Consider the following 14,761-nt stretch of genomic DNA (forward strand, 5'->3'; position numbering starts at 1 on the left):
ACCTTTAAGGTGGTCCAGAGAGGCCAGGAAGGAGAACGACATGAAACAACCCATCCTCAACATCCACGAGCGTCCCGCTCACTTGCCGCAATGGCTGCTCTTCAGCTTGCAACACGTCTTCGCCATGTTCGGAGCGACGATTTTAGTCCCGATTTTGACGGGGCTCAACACATCGGTCGCCCTCGTCGCTTCCGGCGTGGCCACGCTCTCATTCTTAGCCATCACCCGCTTCAAAGTCCCAACGTATCTCGGATCGAGTTTCGCCTACATCGCCCCGATTATCGCCGTCAGTCAACAGTGGGGCGTCGAAGCCGCCTTGTTCGGCGGCATCATCGCCGGCTCGGTATACGGCGTCGTCTCGCTCATCATTTATAAGACGGGCGTCCGCTGGCTGTTACGGCTCTTGCCGCCGGTCGTCGTCGGCCCGGTCATCATGGTCATCGGCTTGTCACTCGCGCCGGTCGCCATCGACATGTCGATGAACGACAACGGGGCGTATAACGGGACGTTCATCACGATCGCACTCCTCACGCTCGGCATCACGATGCTCGCGATGACGAAGCTAAAAGGCGTCTGGGGCGCCGTGCCGATTTTGTTCGGGATTGTCGGAGGGTACGCCATCGCCGCCATGTTCGGGATTATCGACTACTCGGCCATCGGACAAGCGAGCTTGTTCCAACTCCCGGACTTCACGATGGTGTTCGTCGACTACATGCCGATGTGGCAAATCGGGGCACTCCTCGCCATCGTCCCGGTCGCCCTCGTCACGATGACGGAACATATCGGCGACCAGATGGTCACGTCAAAGATTATCGGACGTGAGACGATGAAAGACCCGGGCCTTCACCGCACGCTCCTTGGCGACGGTGTCGGGAAAGCGGTCGCCTCGGCACTCGGTGGCCCACCGTGTACGACGTACGGGGAAAACAACGGTGTCATGGCCATCACGAAAGTATACAGTGTATACGTGATCGCCGGTGCTGCGCTCATGGCCATCAGCTTCGGCTTCCTCGGTCACGTCGAAGCGTTCATCTCGACGATTCCAAATCCGGTCAAAGGCGGCATCTCGATTCTCTTGTTCGGCGTCATCGCCTCGAACGGACTTCGGACGATGGTCGAAAGCAAAGTCGACCTCGCCGAAAAACGCAACTTGATCATCGCCTCGGTCATCCTCGTCGTCGGTCTCGGTGGGGCGATGGTCCAACTCGGCAGCTTCCCGGTCCAAGGGATGGCACTCGCGACGATCGTCGGCATTTTGTTGAACGCCTTCTTGCCGAAAGAAGAGCCGACGGAATCAGCGAATGAAACAACTGAAGAAACACGACAAGCAAGTAACTTTTAATTCGATCCCGTGAGGTCGGCAAAGTGAAGGCTCGTTTATTTGGGTGTGTCCACCCAAATGAAGGCGTCCCTTCACGTAGGTGAAGAGGCGCCTTTTCTCTTTGCCTTCTATACAAAAGGAGGAGACGAACATGAACTTGATTCAACAACAACCGAAACATTTTGTCAGTCTCGACACGCTCGCACTCGATGAGATCATGGGCTTGATTGAAGAGTCGCTCCGCTATAAGCAAGGCGACATGCCGCCGCTGTTTGACGGGAAGACGGTCGCGAACTTGTTCTTTGAAAACTCCACGCGGACGAAGAACTCGTTTCAAATGGCCGAGCGTCACTTGAACATCCAAGAGATCCCGTTCGACGTGGCGACATCGTCGGTGACGAAAGGCGAGACGCTTTACGACACGTGCAAGACGCTCGAGGCGATCGGCATCAATGCGCTCGTCATCCGCCATCCGGAAGCGGGCTATTATCACGAACTCGTCGAGAGATTGAACATCCCGGTCTTAAACGGCGGGGACGGGAGCGGGGAACATCCGTCCCAGTCGCTCCTCGACCTCGTCACGATTTACGAGGAGTTCAAGACGTTCCAAGGATTGAACGTCGCCATCTGTGGCGACCTTGTCCATAGCCGTGTCGCCCGATCGAACGCCTCGGTCTTGCGACGGCTCGGCGCGAACGTCGTCGGCTGCAGCCCGGAGTCGTGGTGGGACGAGTCGATGGGACTCGAGCGGCGAAACATCGACGACGTGTTACACGAGAGTGACGTCATCATGTTGCTCCGGGTCCAACACGAGCGTCACATCATGGGCGACATCTTCTCGAAAGAAGACTATCACACCCAGTTCGGCTTGACGGTCGATCGGGTCGAACGGATGAAACCGGACGCAATCATCATGCATCCGGCACCGGTCAACCGGGACGTCGAGATTGCCGGCAGTTTGATTGAACACGAAAAGTCACGCATCTTTCCACAGATGACGAACGGCGTATACGCCCGGATGGCCATCTTACATCGAGCATTAGGGGGACAATCATGATACTTCAACACGCAACCTGGTATGACGGGAACACAAAACGGACGACGAACATCTTAATCGAACACGGCGAGATTCGCGCTGTCGACTATGACGGCACGACCGATGGCCACGAAGTCATCGACGCGAGCGGAAAGCTCCTCATCCCGGGACTCGTCGACGTCCACGTCCATCTGCGCGAACCGGGCGGGGAGAAGAAAGAGACGATTAAGACCGGGACCGAAGCCGCGGCAGCTGGTGGTTTCACCACAATCTGTGCGATGCCGAACACGCGCCCTGTCCCAGACGACCGCGAGACGATGGATCGACTGGTTCGTAAAATCGAAGAAGACGCCATCGTCCGTGTCCTTCCGTACGCTGCCATCACGAAGCGGCAACTCGGAACCGAACAAGTCGACATGGATTCGCTTAAGGACGCGTTCGCCTTCACCGATGACGGGGTCGGCGTACAGTCTGCCGCGATGATGCGTCAGGCGATGCGGGAAGCGAAACGACTCGGCAAGGCAGTCGTCGCCCACTGTGAGGACAATACGCTGAAGGCCGGTTCGGTTCACGAAGGTCGCTTCAGTGAAGAACACGGCATCCAAGGCATTCCGAGCCTCGCCGAGAGTATCCATATCGCCCGCGACGTTTTAATCGCCGAAGAGACGGGCTGTCACTATCACGTCTGTCACGTCTCGTCACGGCAATCGGTCCGCGTCATCCGGGACGCCAAACGTGCCGGCATCCACGTCACGGCCGAAGTGACCCCACACCACCTCGTCCTCTGTGAAGACGACATCCCGGGTCTTGATCCAAACTTCAAGATGAACCCGCCGCTCCGAAGTGCGGACGACCGTGCGGCGCTTATCGAAGGGTTGATGGACGGGACGATTGACATGATTGCGACCGATCACGCTCCGCATACGGCAGCAGAGAAAGCAGAAGGAATGGAGCGGGCCCCGTTCGGCATCACCGGATTCGAGACGGCGTTCCCGCTTCTATACACGACGTTCGTCAAGACGGGACAGCTAGAAGAAGTCGCGCTCATCGAGTGGATGACGAAACGTCCGAGTGACGTATTCGGATTGCCGTACGGTGCGATCGAAGTCGGACGAGCGGCGGACCTCGTCCTCGTTGACACGGAGACGGAACGGGTCGTCGACCCGACGACGTTCAAGTCGAAAGGAAAGAACACACCGTTCGCAGGGAAACACTTGGTCGGCTGGCCGGTCTTGACGATCGTGGCCGGAGAAATCGTATATAAGGGGAGATTCGATGAAACGAACATTATGGCTTGAAGACGGGACTTCATTTGTAGGGACAGCGTTTGGTGCTGACATCGAGACGACCGGGGAAGTCGTCTTCCAGACTGGGATGACCGGATATCAAGAGATGTTGTCCGATCCATCCTATTGTGATCAACTCATCGTGCTGACGAATCCGTTGATTGGGAACTATGGCGTCAACCGTGAAGATTTCGAGACGACCGTTCCGATGGCAAAAGGTCTCATCGTCAAGGAAGTGTGCGATGCACCTTCAAACTTCCGCTCGACGGCGACGTTATCGGATACGCTCAAACGATTCAACATTCCAGGTCTTGCGGGCGTCGACACACGGATGCTCACACGTCACTTACGTTCTCGCGGTGTCATGCGCGGCGTCATGGTCGACGGAGAATCGACGTGGGACCTCGTCAAAGACCGCTTCGACGGTCTGCTTCCGACCGACCAAGTCGAACGCGTCTCGACGAAGCGGGCCTATGTGACGACCGGAAGCGGTCCCCGCATCGCCCTCATCGATTTCGGGGCGAAGCTCGGGATTATGCGCGAACTCGTCAAACGTGACTGTGAAGTCGTCGTCTTGCCGCACGACGTGACGGCGGAAGAAGTTTTGCGCTACGAACCGGACGGCATCATGTTGTCGAACGGACCGGGGGACCCGAAAGACGTCCCGACGGCGCTCCCGCTCATCGAGACGCTCATGCCGAAGTTACCGCTGTTTGGCATCTGTCTCGGCCATCAATTGATTAGCCTCGCCGGCGGGGCAGACACGTTCAAACTCCCGTTCGGCCATCGCGGTGCCAACCATCCCGTGCTCGAACTAGAGACCGGGGCGGTGACGATCACGTCCCAAAACCACGGCTACGCCGTCGATGAGTCGTCACTCGCGACAACTGGGCTCGTCGTCACGCACCGTGCCGTCAACGACGGGACCGTCGAAGGCGTCAAACATCTCCACTATCCGACGTTCTCGGTCCAATACCACCCTGAGGCGGCACCTGGACCGTACGACGCTAACGATTTATTCGACCGTTTCATGCAACTCGTTCAAGAAAACAAACAGAAAGTAGGAATGTGACATGCCAAAACGACCAGATATTCAGAAAATCCTCGTCATCGGATCAGGCCCCATCGTCATCGGACAGGCGGCAGAATTTGACTATGCTGGTACACAGGCATGTCTTGCCTTGAAAGAAGAAGGCTACGAAGTCATCCTCGTCAACTCGAACCCCGCTACGATCATGACCGACCCGACGACGGCGGACCGTGTCTATATCGAACCGCTCGAACCGGAGTTCGTCGAACGGATCATTCGTCAAGAGCGTCCCGACGCGCTTCTCGCCACACTCGGCGGCCAGACCGGACTCAACTTGGCGATGGAACTGGACCGTCGCGGTGTCTTGGCGGACTGCGGTGTCGAATTGCTCGGGACGAAACTGTCGGCCATCGAACAAGCGGAGGACCGGGAACAGTTCCGCGACTTGATGTACAAGCTCGGCCACGGGGTACCGGAAAGCGAGATCGTCCAGTCGCTCGACGCGGCCTGGGGCTTCGCGGAGCAAATCGGGTATCCGATCATCATCCGTCCGGCCTACACGCTCGGAGGAACCGGTGGCGGGATCGCCCATGACCGGGCGTCGTTCGAGCAAATCGTCGAGTCGGGTCTCAAGGCGAGCCCGGTGACACAAGTGTTGCTCGAGAAGTCGATCGCCGGGATGAAAGAAGTCGAATATGAGGTCATGCGCGACTCGAGCGACCAGGCGATCATCGTCTGTGCGATGGAAAACTTTGATCCGGTCGGGGTCCATACGGGCGACTCGATCGTCTTCGCCCCGACTCAGACGTTGTCGGATCGCGACTATCAGATGCTCCGTAGCGTCTCGCTCGACATCATCCGCGCCCTCGGCATCGAAGGGGGATGCAACATCCAGTTCGCCCTCGACCCGGACAGCTTCACGTACTACGTCATCGAAGTCAACCCGCGCGTGTCGCGCAGTTCGGCGCTCGCCTCGAAAGCGACGGGCTACCCGATTGCCAAGCTCGCGGCCAAGGTCGCCGTCGGCTATAAGCTGTCGGAGCTGAAGAACCCGGTGACGGAGACGAGTTACGCCTCGTTCGAACCGGCGCTCGACTACGTCGTCGCCAAAATTCCGCGCTTCGCCTTCGACAAGTTCGAATCGGCTGACCGCCGTCTCGGCACGCAAATGAAAGCGACTGGGGAAGTGATGGCGATCGGGCGTAACGTCGAAGAGGCGCTCCTCAAGGCCGTCCGCTCACTCGAACTCGGGATAGAGGACCTGGCCGTGCCGCGACTCGCACAATTGAGTCAACATGAACTTGAACGCGAGTTGACGACGCCGACCGACGAGCGGTTATGGATGCTGTATGAGGCGCTTCGTCGCGGGTATTCGCCAGAGCAGTTACATGAGTTGACGAAAATCGACCGCTTTTTCCTGTCGAAACTCACCCGAATTTGGCAACAGGAAGCGACGCTCCGGCGTGAACCGCTCACACCAGCCAGCCTCGTCGAGTCGAAACGACTCGGCTTCAGCGACAAGATGATCGCCCGGATCGTGAACGAGAATGTGGAGACGATCACATCGCTCCGGAACGACTGGGGTGTCCGGCCAGTGTATAAGATGGTGGATACGTGTGCCGCCGAGTTCGCCTCGGAGACGCCGTACTTTTATGGGACGTACGAAGTCGAGAACGAGGCCGTGAAGACCGAAAAACCGTCGATTCTCGTCCTCGGCTCGGGTCCGATCCGCATCGGACAAGGCGTCGAGTTCGACTATGCGACCGTCCACTCGATTCAGACGATTCGTGACGCGGGCTATGAAGCAATCATCATCAACAACAACCCGGAGACGGTGTCCACCGACTTCTCCATCTCGGACCGGCTCTACTTCGAACCGCTCACGACCGAAGACGTGCTCGAAGTCATTCGGAACGAACAGCCGCTCGGCGTCATCGTCCAGTTCGGCGGTCAGACGGCCATCAACTTGGCGGCCTCGCTCGAAGCGGAAGGCGTCAAGATTTTAGGGACGTCACTCGAGGACCTCGACCGCGCCGAAGACCGGAAAGCGTTCGAGGCGACGTTGACAAAAGAAGGACTCGCCCAGCCACCAGGGAAGACAGCGGTGACGGTCGAAGAAGCCGTCGCCTGTGCCGACATGCTCGGCTATCCGGTCCTCGTCCGCCCGTCCTACGTGCTCGGCGGACGGGCGATGGAAATCGTGTATGAGCAGTCGGAGCTCGAACGCTACATGCGCCATGCCGTCGTCGCCTCAAAAGAGCGCCCGGTACTCATCGACCGCTACTTGACAGGCATCGAGATTGAAGTCGACGCCATCTGTGACGGGACGGACGTCTATATCCCGGGCATCATGGAACATATCGAGCGGGCTGGCGTTCACTCGGGCGACTCAATCGCCGTCTATCCACCACAGCGACTCTCTGACGAGTTGAAACGACAAGTCGTCGACTACACGATTAAACTTGCCAAGGCGTTCCGCATAAAAGGGCTGCTCAACATCCAGTTCGTCTATGCCGACGATTTGTATGTCATCGAGGTCAATCCACGGGCGAGCCGGACCGTCCCGTTCATCTCGAAAGTGACAGGCCTCCCGGTCGCGCGCATCGCCACGCAGGCGATTCTCGGGACGGGTTTGAAAGACCTCGGGCTTGGGACCGGCTTGCATCCGGAAGCGGACGCCATCTCGGTCAAAGTACCGGTATTCAGTTTCGCAAAACTAAAAGAAGTCGATCCAACGCTCGGGCCGGAAATGAAGTCGACCGGTGAAGTCATGGCGACCGACCGGACGCTCGAGAAGGCGCTGTATAAAGGGCTCGTCGCCGCCGGCATGACGATCGCCTTGAAAGGGAACGTCCTGTTGACAATCGCCGATCAAGATAAAGCCGAAGCGCTCGACATCGCGCGGCGGTTCCATCGGCTCGGATTCCGATTGATGGCGACGAGCGGTACGGCACACGCGCTCGAGCAAGCGGCACTTCCAGTAAAACGGGTCGGGAAAATCAGTGAGGAAGGCGAGACGATGCTGAGCGTCATCGAACGTGGTGTCGACATCGTCTTGAACACGACGACACGCGACGCCCTCACGACGAAAGACGGGTTCATCATCCGTCGGGCCGCGGCCGAGCAAGGGGTGCTCTGCCTGACGTCGCTCGATACGGTGAAGGCGCTGCTCCAAGTCATCGAGAGCCTCTCGTTCCAGACGACGAGCCTGCCGGCATTCACCGAGTTCGGAGTGAGCGTATGAGACAGTTCGCAACCGTATTGTCGAATCATCCAATCGCAAAAGGGGCGATGGAGATGAAAGTGTCGGTCGAGGACAGCGTGATCGCGCCAGGGACGTTCTTCCATGTGAAGACGTCCGAGTTACTCCGGCGCCCGCTGTCGGTCGCGAACGTCGAGGGGGACGTCGTGACATTCCTATACAAAGTCATCGGGAAAGGGACACAAGACCTCGCTGCACGGCGGCCGGGTGACGTATTAGACGTCCTCGGTCCGCTCGGCAACGGGTTTCCACTCGAACAGACGGGTAAGCGTGTCGTCCTCGTCGGTGGTGGCATCGGCGTGCCGCCGCTCTATTATACGAGACGGCTGCTCACGGAACGGGGGATTAAAACGATTGCGATTCTCGGGTTTGATACAAAAGAAAGTGTGTTCTATGAAGAGGCGTTCCGTGCGCTCGGGGAGACGATCATCACGACGGTCGATGGTTCCTACGGGGAAGCCGGATTTGTGACCGGTCCGCTCGCGGACATCGAGGCCGACGTCTTGTTCAGCTGTGGACCGGAACCGATGCTCAAGGCGGTCGCGGCGTCGCATATCAAAGAGCGCTTCATCTCAATTGAAAACCGGATGGGATGTGGCATCGGGGCGTGCTTCGCTTGTGTGTGCGAGGCGCCTGGCGGTTATGTCAAAGTGTGTAGCGACGGGCCAGTGTTCCGAGCAGAGGAGGTGACGCTATGAGGTTACATGTCGATTTACCCGGGCTCCAGTTAAAAAATCCGATCATGCCGGCGTCCGGCTGTTTCGGCTTTGGAGAAGAGTTCGCGAAATTATATGATTTATCGATGCTTGGCGGCATCATGATCAAGGCGGCGACAGGCGAGTCGCGGTTCGGTAACACGACGCCGCGCGTCGCCGAGACGGCAGAAGGGATGCTGAACGCGATTGGGCTTCAAAATCCCGGTGTTGAAGCGATCGTATCGGACAAGCTACCGTTTCTCGCAACGTTCGATACCGAGATTATCGCGAACGTCGCCGGTTCAACGCCGGAAGAATACATGTACGTCGCCGAGACGATGAGCGCGGACCCGACCGTGAAAGCGCTCGAACTGAACATCTCGTGTCCGAACGTGAAGTGTGGCGGGATGCAGTTCGGGACCGATCCGGTCATGGCGGCCGAACTGACCCGTCTCGTCAAAGCGGCTTCATCCAAACCGGTGTACGTCAAGTTGTCACCGAACGTCACGTCCATCACGGACATGGCGAAGGCGGTCGAAGCGGCCGGAGCCGACGGCATCACGATGATCAATACGCTCGTCGGGATGCGCATCGATGTCACGACGGGGAGACCGATTCTTGCCAACCGCATCGGGGGGCTGTCAGGGCCGGCCGTCAAACCGGTCGCGATCCGGATGGTATACGAGGTCGCCCAAGCAGTCGATATCCCGATTATCGGGATGGGCGGCGTGCGGTCGGTCGATGACGTGCTCGAGTTCATTTATGCGGGCGCCTCGGCCGTCGCCGTCGGAACGGCCAACTTTGAGAATCCGTACGTCTGCCAAGAGATTATTGAAGCGTTGCCGCACAGACTTGACGAACTCGGAATCAATCATATTTTAGACGTGAGGGGGAAAGCGTATGAACAGACTGTATCTCGCGCTTGATGTCGAGACGGCGGACGATGCGTTTCGCTTGTTACGGCGCATCGAGGCACGACCGGCCGTAAAAGTCGGCATGGAGCTGTTCTATCGCGAAGGAGGGCGATTCGTCGAACGGCTCGTCGGCGAAGGGTACCCGGTGTTTTTAGACGTCAAAGTCCATGACATCCCAGAGACGGCACGGCGGACGCTCCGTCAAATCGGTCGCCTCGGCGTCGAATTGACAAACGTCCATACGCTTGGGGGCGAGACGATGATGCGCTATGCGTTAGATGGATTGCGTGACGTGACCGACACGACGCGATTGATTGGGGTCACTCAACTGACGTCGACCGATGAACGGATGCTCGCCGATGAGCTACACATTCGCGATGGGCTCGAACAGGCCGTCCTTAGGCAGGCGTCGATGGCACAACGGGCGGGGCTCGACGGGGTCGTCGCGTCGGTCCATGAAGCCGAGGCGATTCACCAAGCGCTCGGCTCAACCTTTTTGACGGTGACGCCGGGTATCCGACTGAACGAGGCAGCCGACGACCAAGTACGCGTCGCCACGCCTCAGGCAGCCCGCGACGCCGGCGTGTCCGCCATCGTCGTCGGCCGACCGATCACCCGATCCGTTGACCCGAACGCCGCTTACACACATTACCTTAACGAATGGAGTCGAACGTATGAAACAAATCGCTGAAGCATTGCTAAAGATTGAAGCCGTGACACTCTCGCCGGAGAACCCGTACACATGGTCGAGCGGACTGAAAAGTCCGATCTATTGTGACAACCGCTTGACGCTTAGCTATCCCGAGGTTCGGAACTTGATTGTCGACGCGCTCGTCGAAGCGATTCGACCGCTCGACGTCGATGTCATCGCAGGGACGGCGACAGCGGGGATTCCGCATGCGACGCTTGTTGCCGACCGTCTCGGGTTACCACTCGTCTATGTCCGTTCAAGCGCGAAAGGTCATGGCAAAGGGAATTTAATCGAGGGCCGGTTCGAACGAGGGGCTCGTGTCGTCGTGATTGAAGATTTGTTGTCGACCGGGGAATCGAGCATCAAAGCCGCTCGAGCGGTCGAGACAGCGGGCGGCGAAGTCGTGAAGATTCAAGCGATTTTCTCGTACAGCTTGAACCGTCTCGCCATCAACCTGTTGGACTCTGGCCTAACTGCGGATGCACTGACGACCTTATCGGATTTGCTCGACGTCGCCGTCAAGAAGCGAATCATCCGTGAAGACGAAGCTGCTTCGTTACGTGACTGGCGTACAAATCCGACAGGCTGGAGCGAACGCGTCACATCATAATCACCCTTTCGAAGAATCCACCTCCGGGCGGATTCTTTTTCGATGTGCATCATGGGATACTGAACGTGTTAGAATAGGGAAAGCAGATGAAGAAGGAGATAGATATGGCGTACTCTAGAATGAAAGGGAAGTCGTGGAAAGCACGGTTCCAAGACGTCCCGAAGCATCGTAAAATCACATTCGGCCTTGTATTCCTCATCCTCCCCGCCCTCTTTTTCGTGAACTTATTCGTATTTAGCGACGTGTTGGCACTCGGGGACAAATATGAGGACCGTTATCAAATGAAGAAGTTGCGGCTCGAGACGGCGCATGGCAACGTCGAGTTCGTCCGTAGCACGAATGAAAAAGTCCAAGTCGAGGTGCTACAGACGAACTCGAAAGAACGGACGATCAAAGTGAAGGCGGTCGGGGATACGATTTCAATCGTCGAACGGTTCGGACGTTTCAGCCAGTTCGGCAGCCGACCGAGCGCATCCCCGTCGCGCTATAAGATCCGTGTCGCCTTGCCGAGCTCGATGACATCGATTGATGTGACGGCCGAGCAAGTGACGGGTCAAGGGTTGATTGCGAAGTCGATCGTCTTGGATGCGAACGCGGTCAACTTGACGAAAGTCGAGTCGGACCGGCTACGTGTCGAGACGCGCAGTGATGTGACGCTCGAGACGGTCCGGGTCGTCCAAGCGGACATCCGTTCTTACCGTGAGGCATCCGTGCGCGACATCGTCGTCAACCGGGCGTTGACCGTTCAAACCGAAGCCGGAGCGCTCACGTTCGAGCCGCGACATGCGACTGGTCAAGTGAACGTCGATACGGGAGGAAGCGTGACTGCTGCCGAACGCTACAACGAGGTTGGCAGCGGTGTGTATCAGCTGTCAAACTCGAACCGACCGACGATCGATTTGATTGCGGAGACAGGGAAGGTTGAGTTGAGATGATGGATAAGCGATACATCCCGAAAGTCGGTCTTCGGACGTTGAAGACCGGCATCGCCGTCGCCATCACCATCGCGTTATCGTGGTACGTGTTCGGCATTTATTCCGGTATGGGCGCCATCGCCGCGGTCGTCGCGATGCAGCCGACCGTCAAACGTTCGTCAAAAATCGTCTTCAGTCGAATCTTCGGGACGATGGTCGGACTGATGTGTGGCCTTCTCATCGTCTATGCGTTCGGTGTCAACCCGATCTCAATCGGACTCGCCGTCATCGTCGCCTTGACGCTGAACACGACGTTCGATAAGACGCATATGTCGACGTACGCCGCGTTCGCCATCGTCCTCATGCTCGAGAATCCGACGACCGACTTCTTCCACTACGCGTGGACCCGGTCGTTGTTGACCGCGGTCGGTGTCTTCGTCTCGCTCGGTGTGAACTATGCGTTCATGCCGCCGCGTTACGAGGAGCGACTCCTCGGCGAGATTCGGAAGACGTCGTCTTATATGTTCCATCATTGGCGTGAACTCGTCGGTTCGCCGGCCGAACTGCTCGAGACGAGGGCCCGCATCCTCGGTCATCAAGAACTGCACATGATGCTACAAGAGGACATGAAAGTCACGAACGTGAAGTTGAAGCATTTGACGATTAAACAATATCGGTTGTTGATTCACCTTGAGGACAAGCTCGTCCTCTTGCTCGAGAGTTTAGCGGAACATCGCGAGGCGCTCTTATTGATGGATGAGGAGGATCGAAAGACGTTCGAGGCCGAGTTTTTATATTTGCTCGCCCATCACCATGACATCCTCTATACGTGTGATAAGCCGTACTCGCTGTTCACGTTGCCCCATGAAGACTTATCCGTCTCAGAAATCTTGCACGGGCACTTGCTTGACTACCATGAACAGCTTGAGTTGTTCAAACATGACCCGAAACAAACACAGGCTCCGTCGCGATGACGGAGCCTGTGTTCATGATTCATAAAAATGCTCGTCCGCTCGGCGCCTACGCTTTCCTCAGGCAATCCCGGAGCCGCATCGCGACGTGAAGTCGCTGCTGGGTCTCCGTCGCATCGCCCCAGCAACGGAGGGTGCCAGCGAAGGCAATACTAAGAATCTACACAAACAAGACCACGTCATGCGACGTGGCCGATGCTCATTGCTGGAGTGATTTGACGAGCCGCTCATCCGGCGTGACGTACACCGTCTGCTGATCCGTGTAGATGACGAACCCGGGCTTCGCGCCGCTCGGTTTTTTCACGTGGCGCGCTTTCGTGTAGTCGACCGGAACCCCGCTCGAGGCACGCGCCTTCGAGAAGTAGGCGGCGACCGTCGCCGCCTCGAGGAGTGTCGTCTCGTCCGGTTCAACCGAACGGATGATGACGTGGGAGCCTGGAATGTCTTTCACGTGAAGCCAAATCTCGTCACGTCGTGCGAATTTGAACGTCAAATGGTCGTTTTGCGTGTTGTTCTTCCCGACATAAAACTCCGTGCCGGTCGACGAGACGTACCCTTCGAGGGCAATCTTTTTCGTCTGTTTCTTCTTTTGCGCCTTTTGACGGATATACCCGCCTTCAGCGAGTTCTTCTCGAATCTCGATAATGTCAGACGGCGCGGCGACATCGAGTTGCGCGATCAACGTCTCCAAATAGACGATCTCAGCTTCGTTCAACTCGATTTGCTTTTGCACCTCGACTTTTGCGACTTTCAATTTGTTGTATTTCTTATAATAGCGTTGCGCGTTCTCGTTCGGTGTCTTGAGCGGGTCGAGTGGGATGTCGATCATGGCACCGTCCTCGTCATAATAATCGACGACGTGAGCGACGGTCATCCCTTTCTCGAGTTGGAATAAGTAGGTCGTCAACAGCTCGCCATACTTTTGGAGCTCATCGGACCGTTCCGTCGCCTTCAAATCATCGAGCAGACGTTTTCGTTTCAACTGATTTTTCTCGAGCTCGGATTTGAGCAACCGTTCGACATCGTGCGCCTGCTGTTTGACGCGGTCGCGGTTCGCTTTCTCATAGAAGAAGCGGTCGAGCACGTCTTTACTCGAGTCATACGTCTCTTCTGACATGACGTCACCGAACGTCAAGCGGACGGGAGCGAACCGTTCTTTTCCGGAGGCGAGCTGTTGGAAGACGTATTCGCCTTCAAGGTCAGCAATGACACTGTCAAACGCCGCCTCGAGACTCGCGCGGTTAGGCGTTTTGGCCCGATAGACGATTTCTTGTGCGATTTGTGGGCTCATCCCGGCGAAACTTGAGACGAGCTGTTTATCGAGCTTGCCTGCATTCCAGTCGATGCGTTTTAATCCTTCCACTCGTTCTGTCAGCGGGTCGCATTTGTCTTGAGCGGGTGGCAACAAGTACTCGCTACCCGGCATGATTGTCCGGTACGTGTTTTGGGACGGTGGTAAATGTTTGATGGCGTCTAAAATTTTGCCGTCCTCGTTCGTCAAGACGACGTTCGAGTGACGCCCCATCAATTCGATATACACCCGTTTGTTCTCCTCGTCACCGAGCTCGTTTCGCGAACGGACCGAAATGACGATGATACGGTCACGGCCGACTTGTTCGACAGCCGTGATAAATCCACCTTCGATATGTTTTCGTAAAATCATGCAAAACATCGGAGGTTCTTGCGGATTTTTAATTGCGGTATCAGTCAATTGAAGTCGGGCGTACATCGCGTTCGCTGACACGAGCAATTGTACGTTCTGTCGATTCGATCTCACTTGCATCATCAAGTCGAGCGCATACGGCTGGTGGACGCGGTTGATTCGTCCACCGACGAGCGCCTGAAGTTCCGTCACGACTCGGTATGTCATTAATCCATCATATGCCACTAGTCTCATCACCTTTGTTCTTTTTCTGTCTCTACGTTATCAGATTAACGGAAAATATGGTACGATGAAGTAGGAAATCCGAACTTCTTCTTGCCGTAACAATCGGTGGACTGCTATTATTATGAAATGTGATGTTAGAAGAT

The 14,761-nt window shown here is 56.8% G+C and carries 12 protein-coding genes; 11 read left to right on the top strand and 1 reads right to left on the bottom strand.

The genetic code is table 11. The features are described from left to right. Nucleotides 1–40: 40 nt before the first annotated feature. From RT52_RS03150 to RT52_RS03200, 11 genes are all read left to right on the top strand, one after another. Nucleotides 41–1,342 carry a uracil-xanthine permease family protein gene (locus tag RT52_RS03150; protein ID WP_034815044.1) on the top strand — a complete coding sequence of 434 codons (1,302 nt, stop codon included), beginning with the start codon at nucleotides 41–43 and terminating at the stop codon, nucleotides 1,340–1,342. Between the two features lie 130 nt (nucleotides 1,343–1,472). Beyond that, nucleotides 1,473–2,378 (top strand): aspartate carbamoyltransferase catalytic subunit, encoded by a 906-nt coding sequence (locus tag RT52_RS03155; protein ID WP_034806422.1) that lies wholly within the window; start codon nucleotides 1,473–1,475, stop codon nucleotides 2,376–2,378. Next, nucleotides 2,375–3,655, top strand: a complete 1,281-nt coding sequence (locus RT52_RS03160) for a dihydroorotase (RefSeq protein ID WP_051622587.1) — start codon at nucleotides 2,375–2,377, stop codon at nucleotides 3,653–3,655. The genes RT52_RS03155 and RT52_RS03160 overlap by 4 nt, the downstream gene beginning before the upstream one ends. Then, a complete protein-coding gene (locus tag RT52_RS03165; protein WP_034806420.1) occupies nucleotides 3,633–4,715 on the top strand; it encodes a carbamoyl phosphate synthase small subunit in 1,083 nt (360 codons plus the stop codon). Before RT52_RS03160 ends, RT52_RS03165 begins: the two co-directional genes overlap by 23 nt. A gap of 1 nt (nucleotide 4,716) precedes the next feature. Continuing rightward, nucleotides 4,717–7,917 carry a carbamoyl-phosphate synthase large subunit gene (gene carB, locus RT52_RS03170; RefSeq protein WP_034815046.1) on the top strand — a complete coding sequence of 1,067 codons (3,201 nt, stop codon included), beginning with the start codon at nucleotides 4,717–4,719 and terminating at the stop codon, nucleotides 7,915–7,917. Further along, entirely contained in the window at nucleotides 7,914–8,633 is a 720-nt protein-coding gene (locus RT52_RS03175) for a dihydroorotate dehydrogenase electron transfer subunit (RefSeq protein WP_034815049.1), read from the top strand. Before carB ends, RT52_RS03175 begins: the two co-directional genes overlap by 4 nt. After that, on the top strand, nucleotides 8,630–9,556 hold the full coding sequence (locus RT52_RS03180; protein WP_034815050.1) for a dihydroorotate dehydrogenase: 927 nt from the start codon (nucleotides 8,630–8,632) through the stop codon (nucleotides 9,554–9,556). Before RT52_RS03175 ends, RT52_RS03180 begins: the two co-directional genes overlap by 4 nt. Then, a complete protein-coding gene (pyrF, locus tag RT52_RS03185) occupies nucleotides 9,531–10,235 on the top strand; it encodes an orotidine-5'-phosphate decarboxylase (protein WP_034815051.1) in 705 nt (234 codons plus the stop codon). The genes RT52_RS03180 and pyrF overlap by 26 nt, the downstream gene beginning before the upstream one ends. After that, nucleotides 10,219–10,845: an orotate phosphoribosyltransferase gene (gene pyrE / locus RT52_RS03190; RefSeq protein WP_034806405.1), complete on the top strand. Its 627-nt coding sequence runs from the start codon at nucleotides 10,219–10,221 to the stop codon at nucleotides 10,843–10,845. Before pyrF ends, pyrE begins: the two co-directional genes overlap by 17 nt. A gap of 104 nt (nucleotides 10,846–10,949) precedes the next feature. Next, the gene (locus RT52_RS03195) at nucleotides 10,950–11,780 is read left to right on the top strand and encodes a DUF4097 family beta strand repeat-containing protein (protein WP_034815052.1); all 831 of its coding nucleotides are present in this window, start codon (nucleotides 10,950–10,952) and stop codon (nucleotides 11,778–11,780) included. Further along, complete coding sequence (locus RT52_RS03200; protein WP_034806401.1) at nucleotides 11,777–12,733, top strand: FUSC family protein; 957 nt, start codon at nucleotides 11,777–11,779, stop codon at nucleotides 12,731–12,733. The genes RT52_RS03195 and RT52_RS03200 overlap by 4 nt, the downstream gene beginning before the upstream one ends. A 196-nt stretch (nucleotides 12,734–12,929) precedes the next feature. Here RT52_RS03200 and RT52_RS03205 read toward each other — a convergent pair whose 3' ends face one another. After that, on the bottom strand, nucleotides 12,930–14,618 hold the full coding sequence (locus RT52_RS03205) for an Rqc2 family fibronectin-binding protein (RefSeq protein WP_034815053.1): 1,689 nt from the start codon (nucleotides 14,616–14,618) through the stop codon (nucleotides 12,930–12,932). Nucleotides 14,619–14,761 lie beyond the last annotated feature (143 nt).

Origin of the sequence: Exiguobacterium alkaliphilum 12/1, assembly GCF_000714435.1 — a bacterium.
Classification (GTDB): domain Bacteria; phylum Bacillota; class Bacilli; order Exiguobacteriales; family Exiguobacteriaceae; genus Exiguobacterium; species Exiguobacterium alkaliphilum.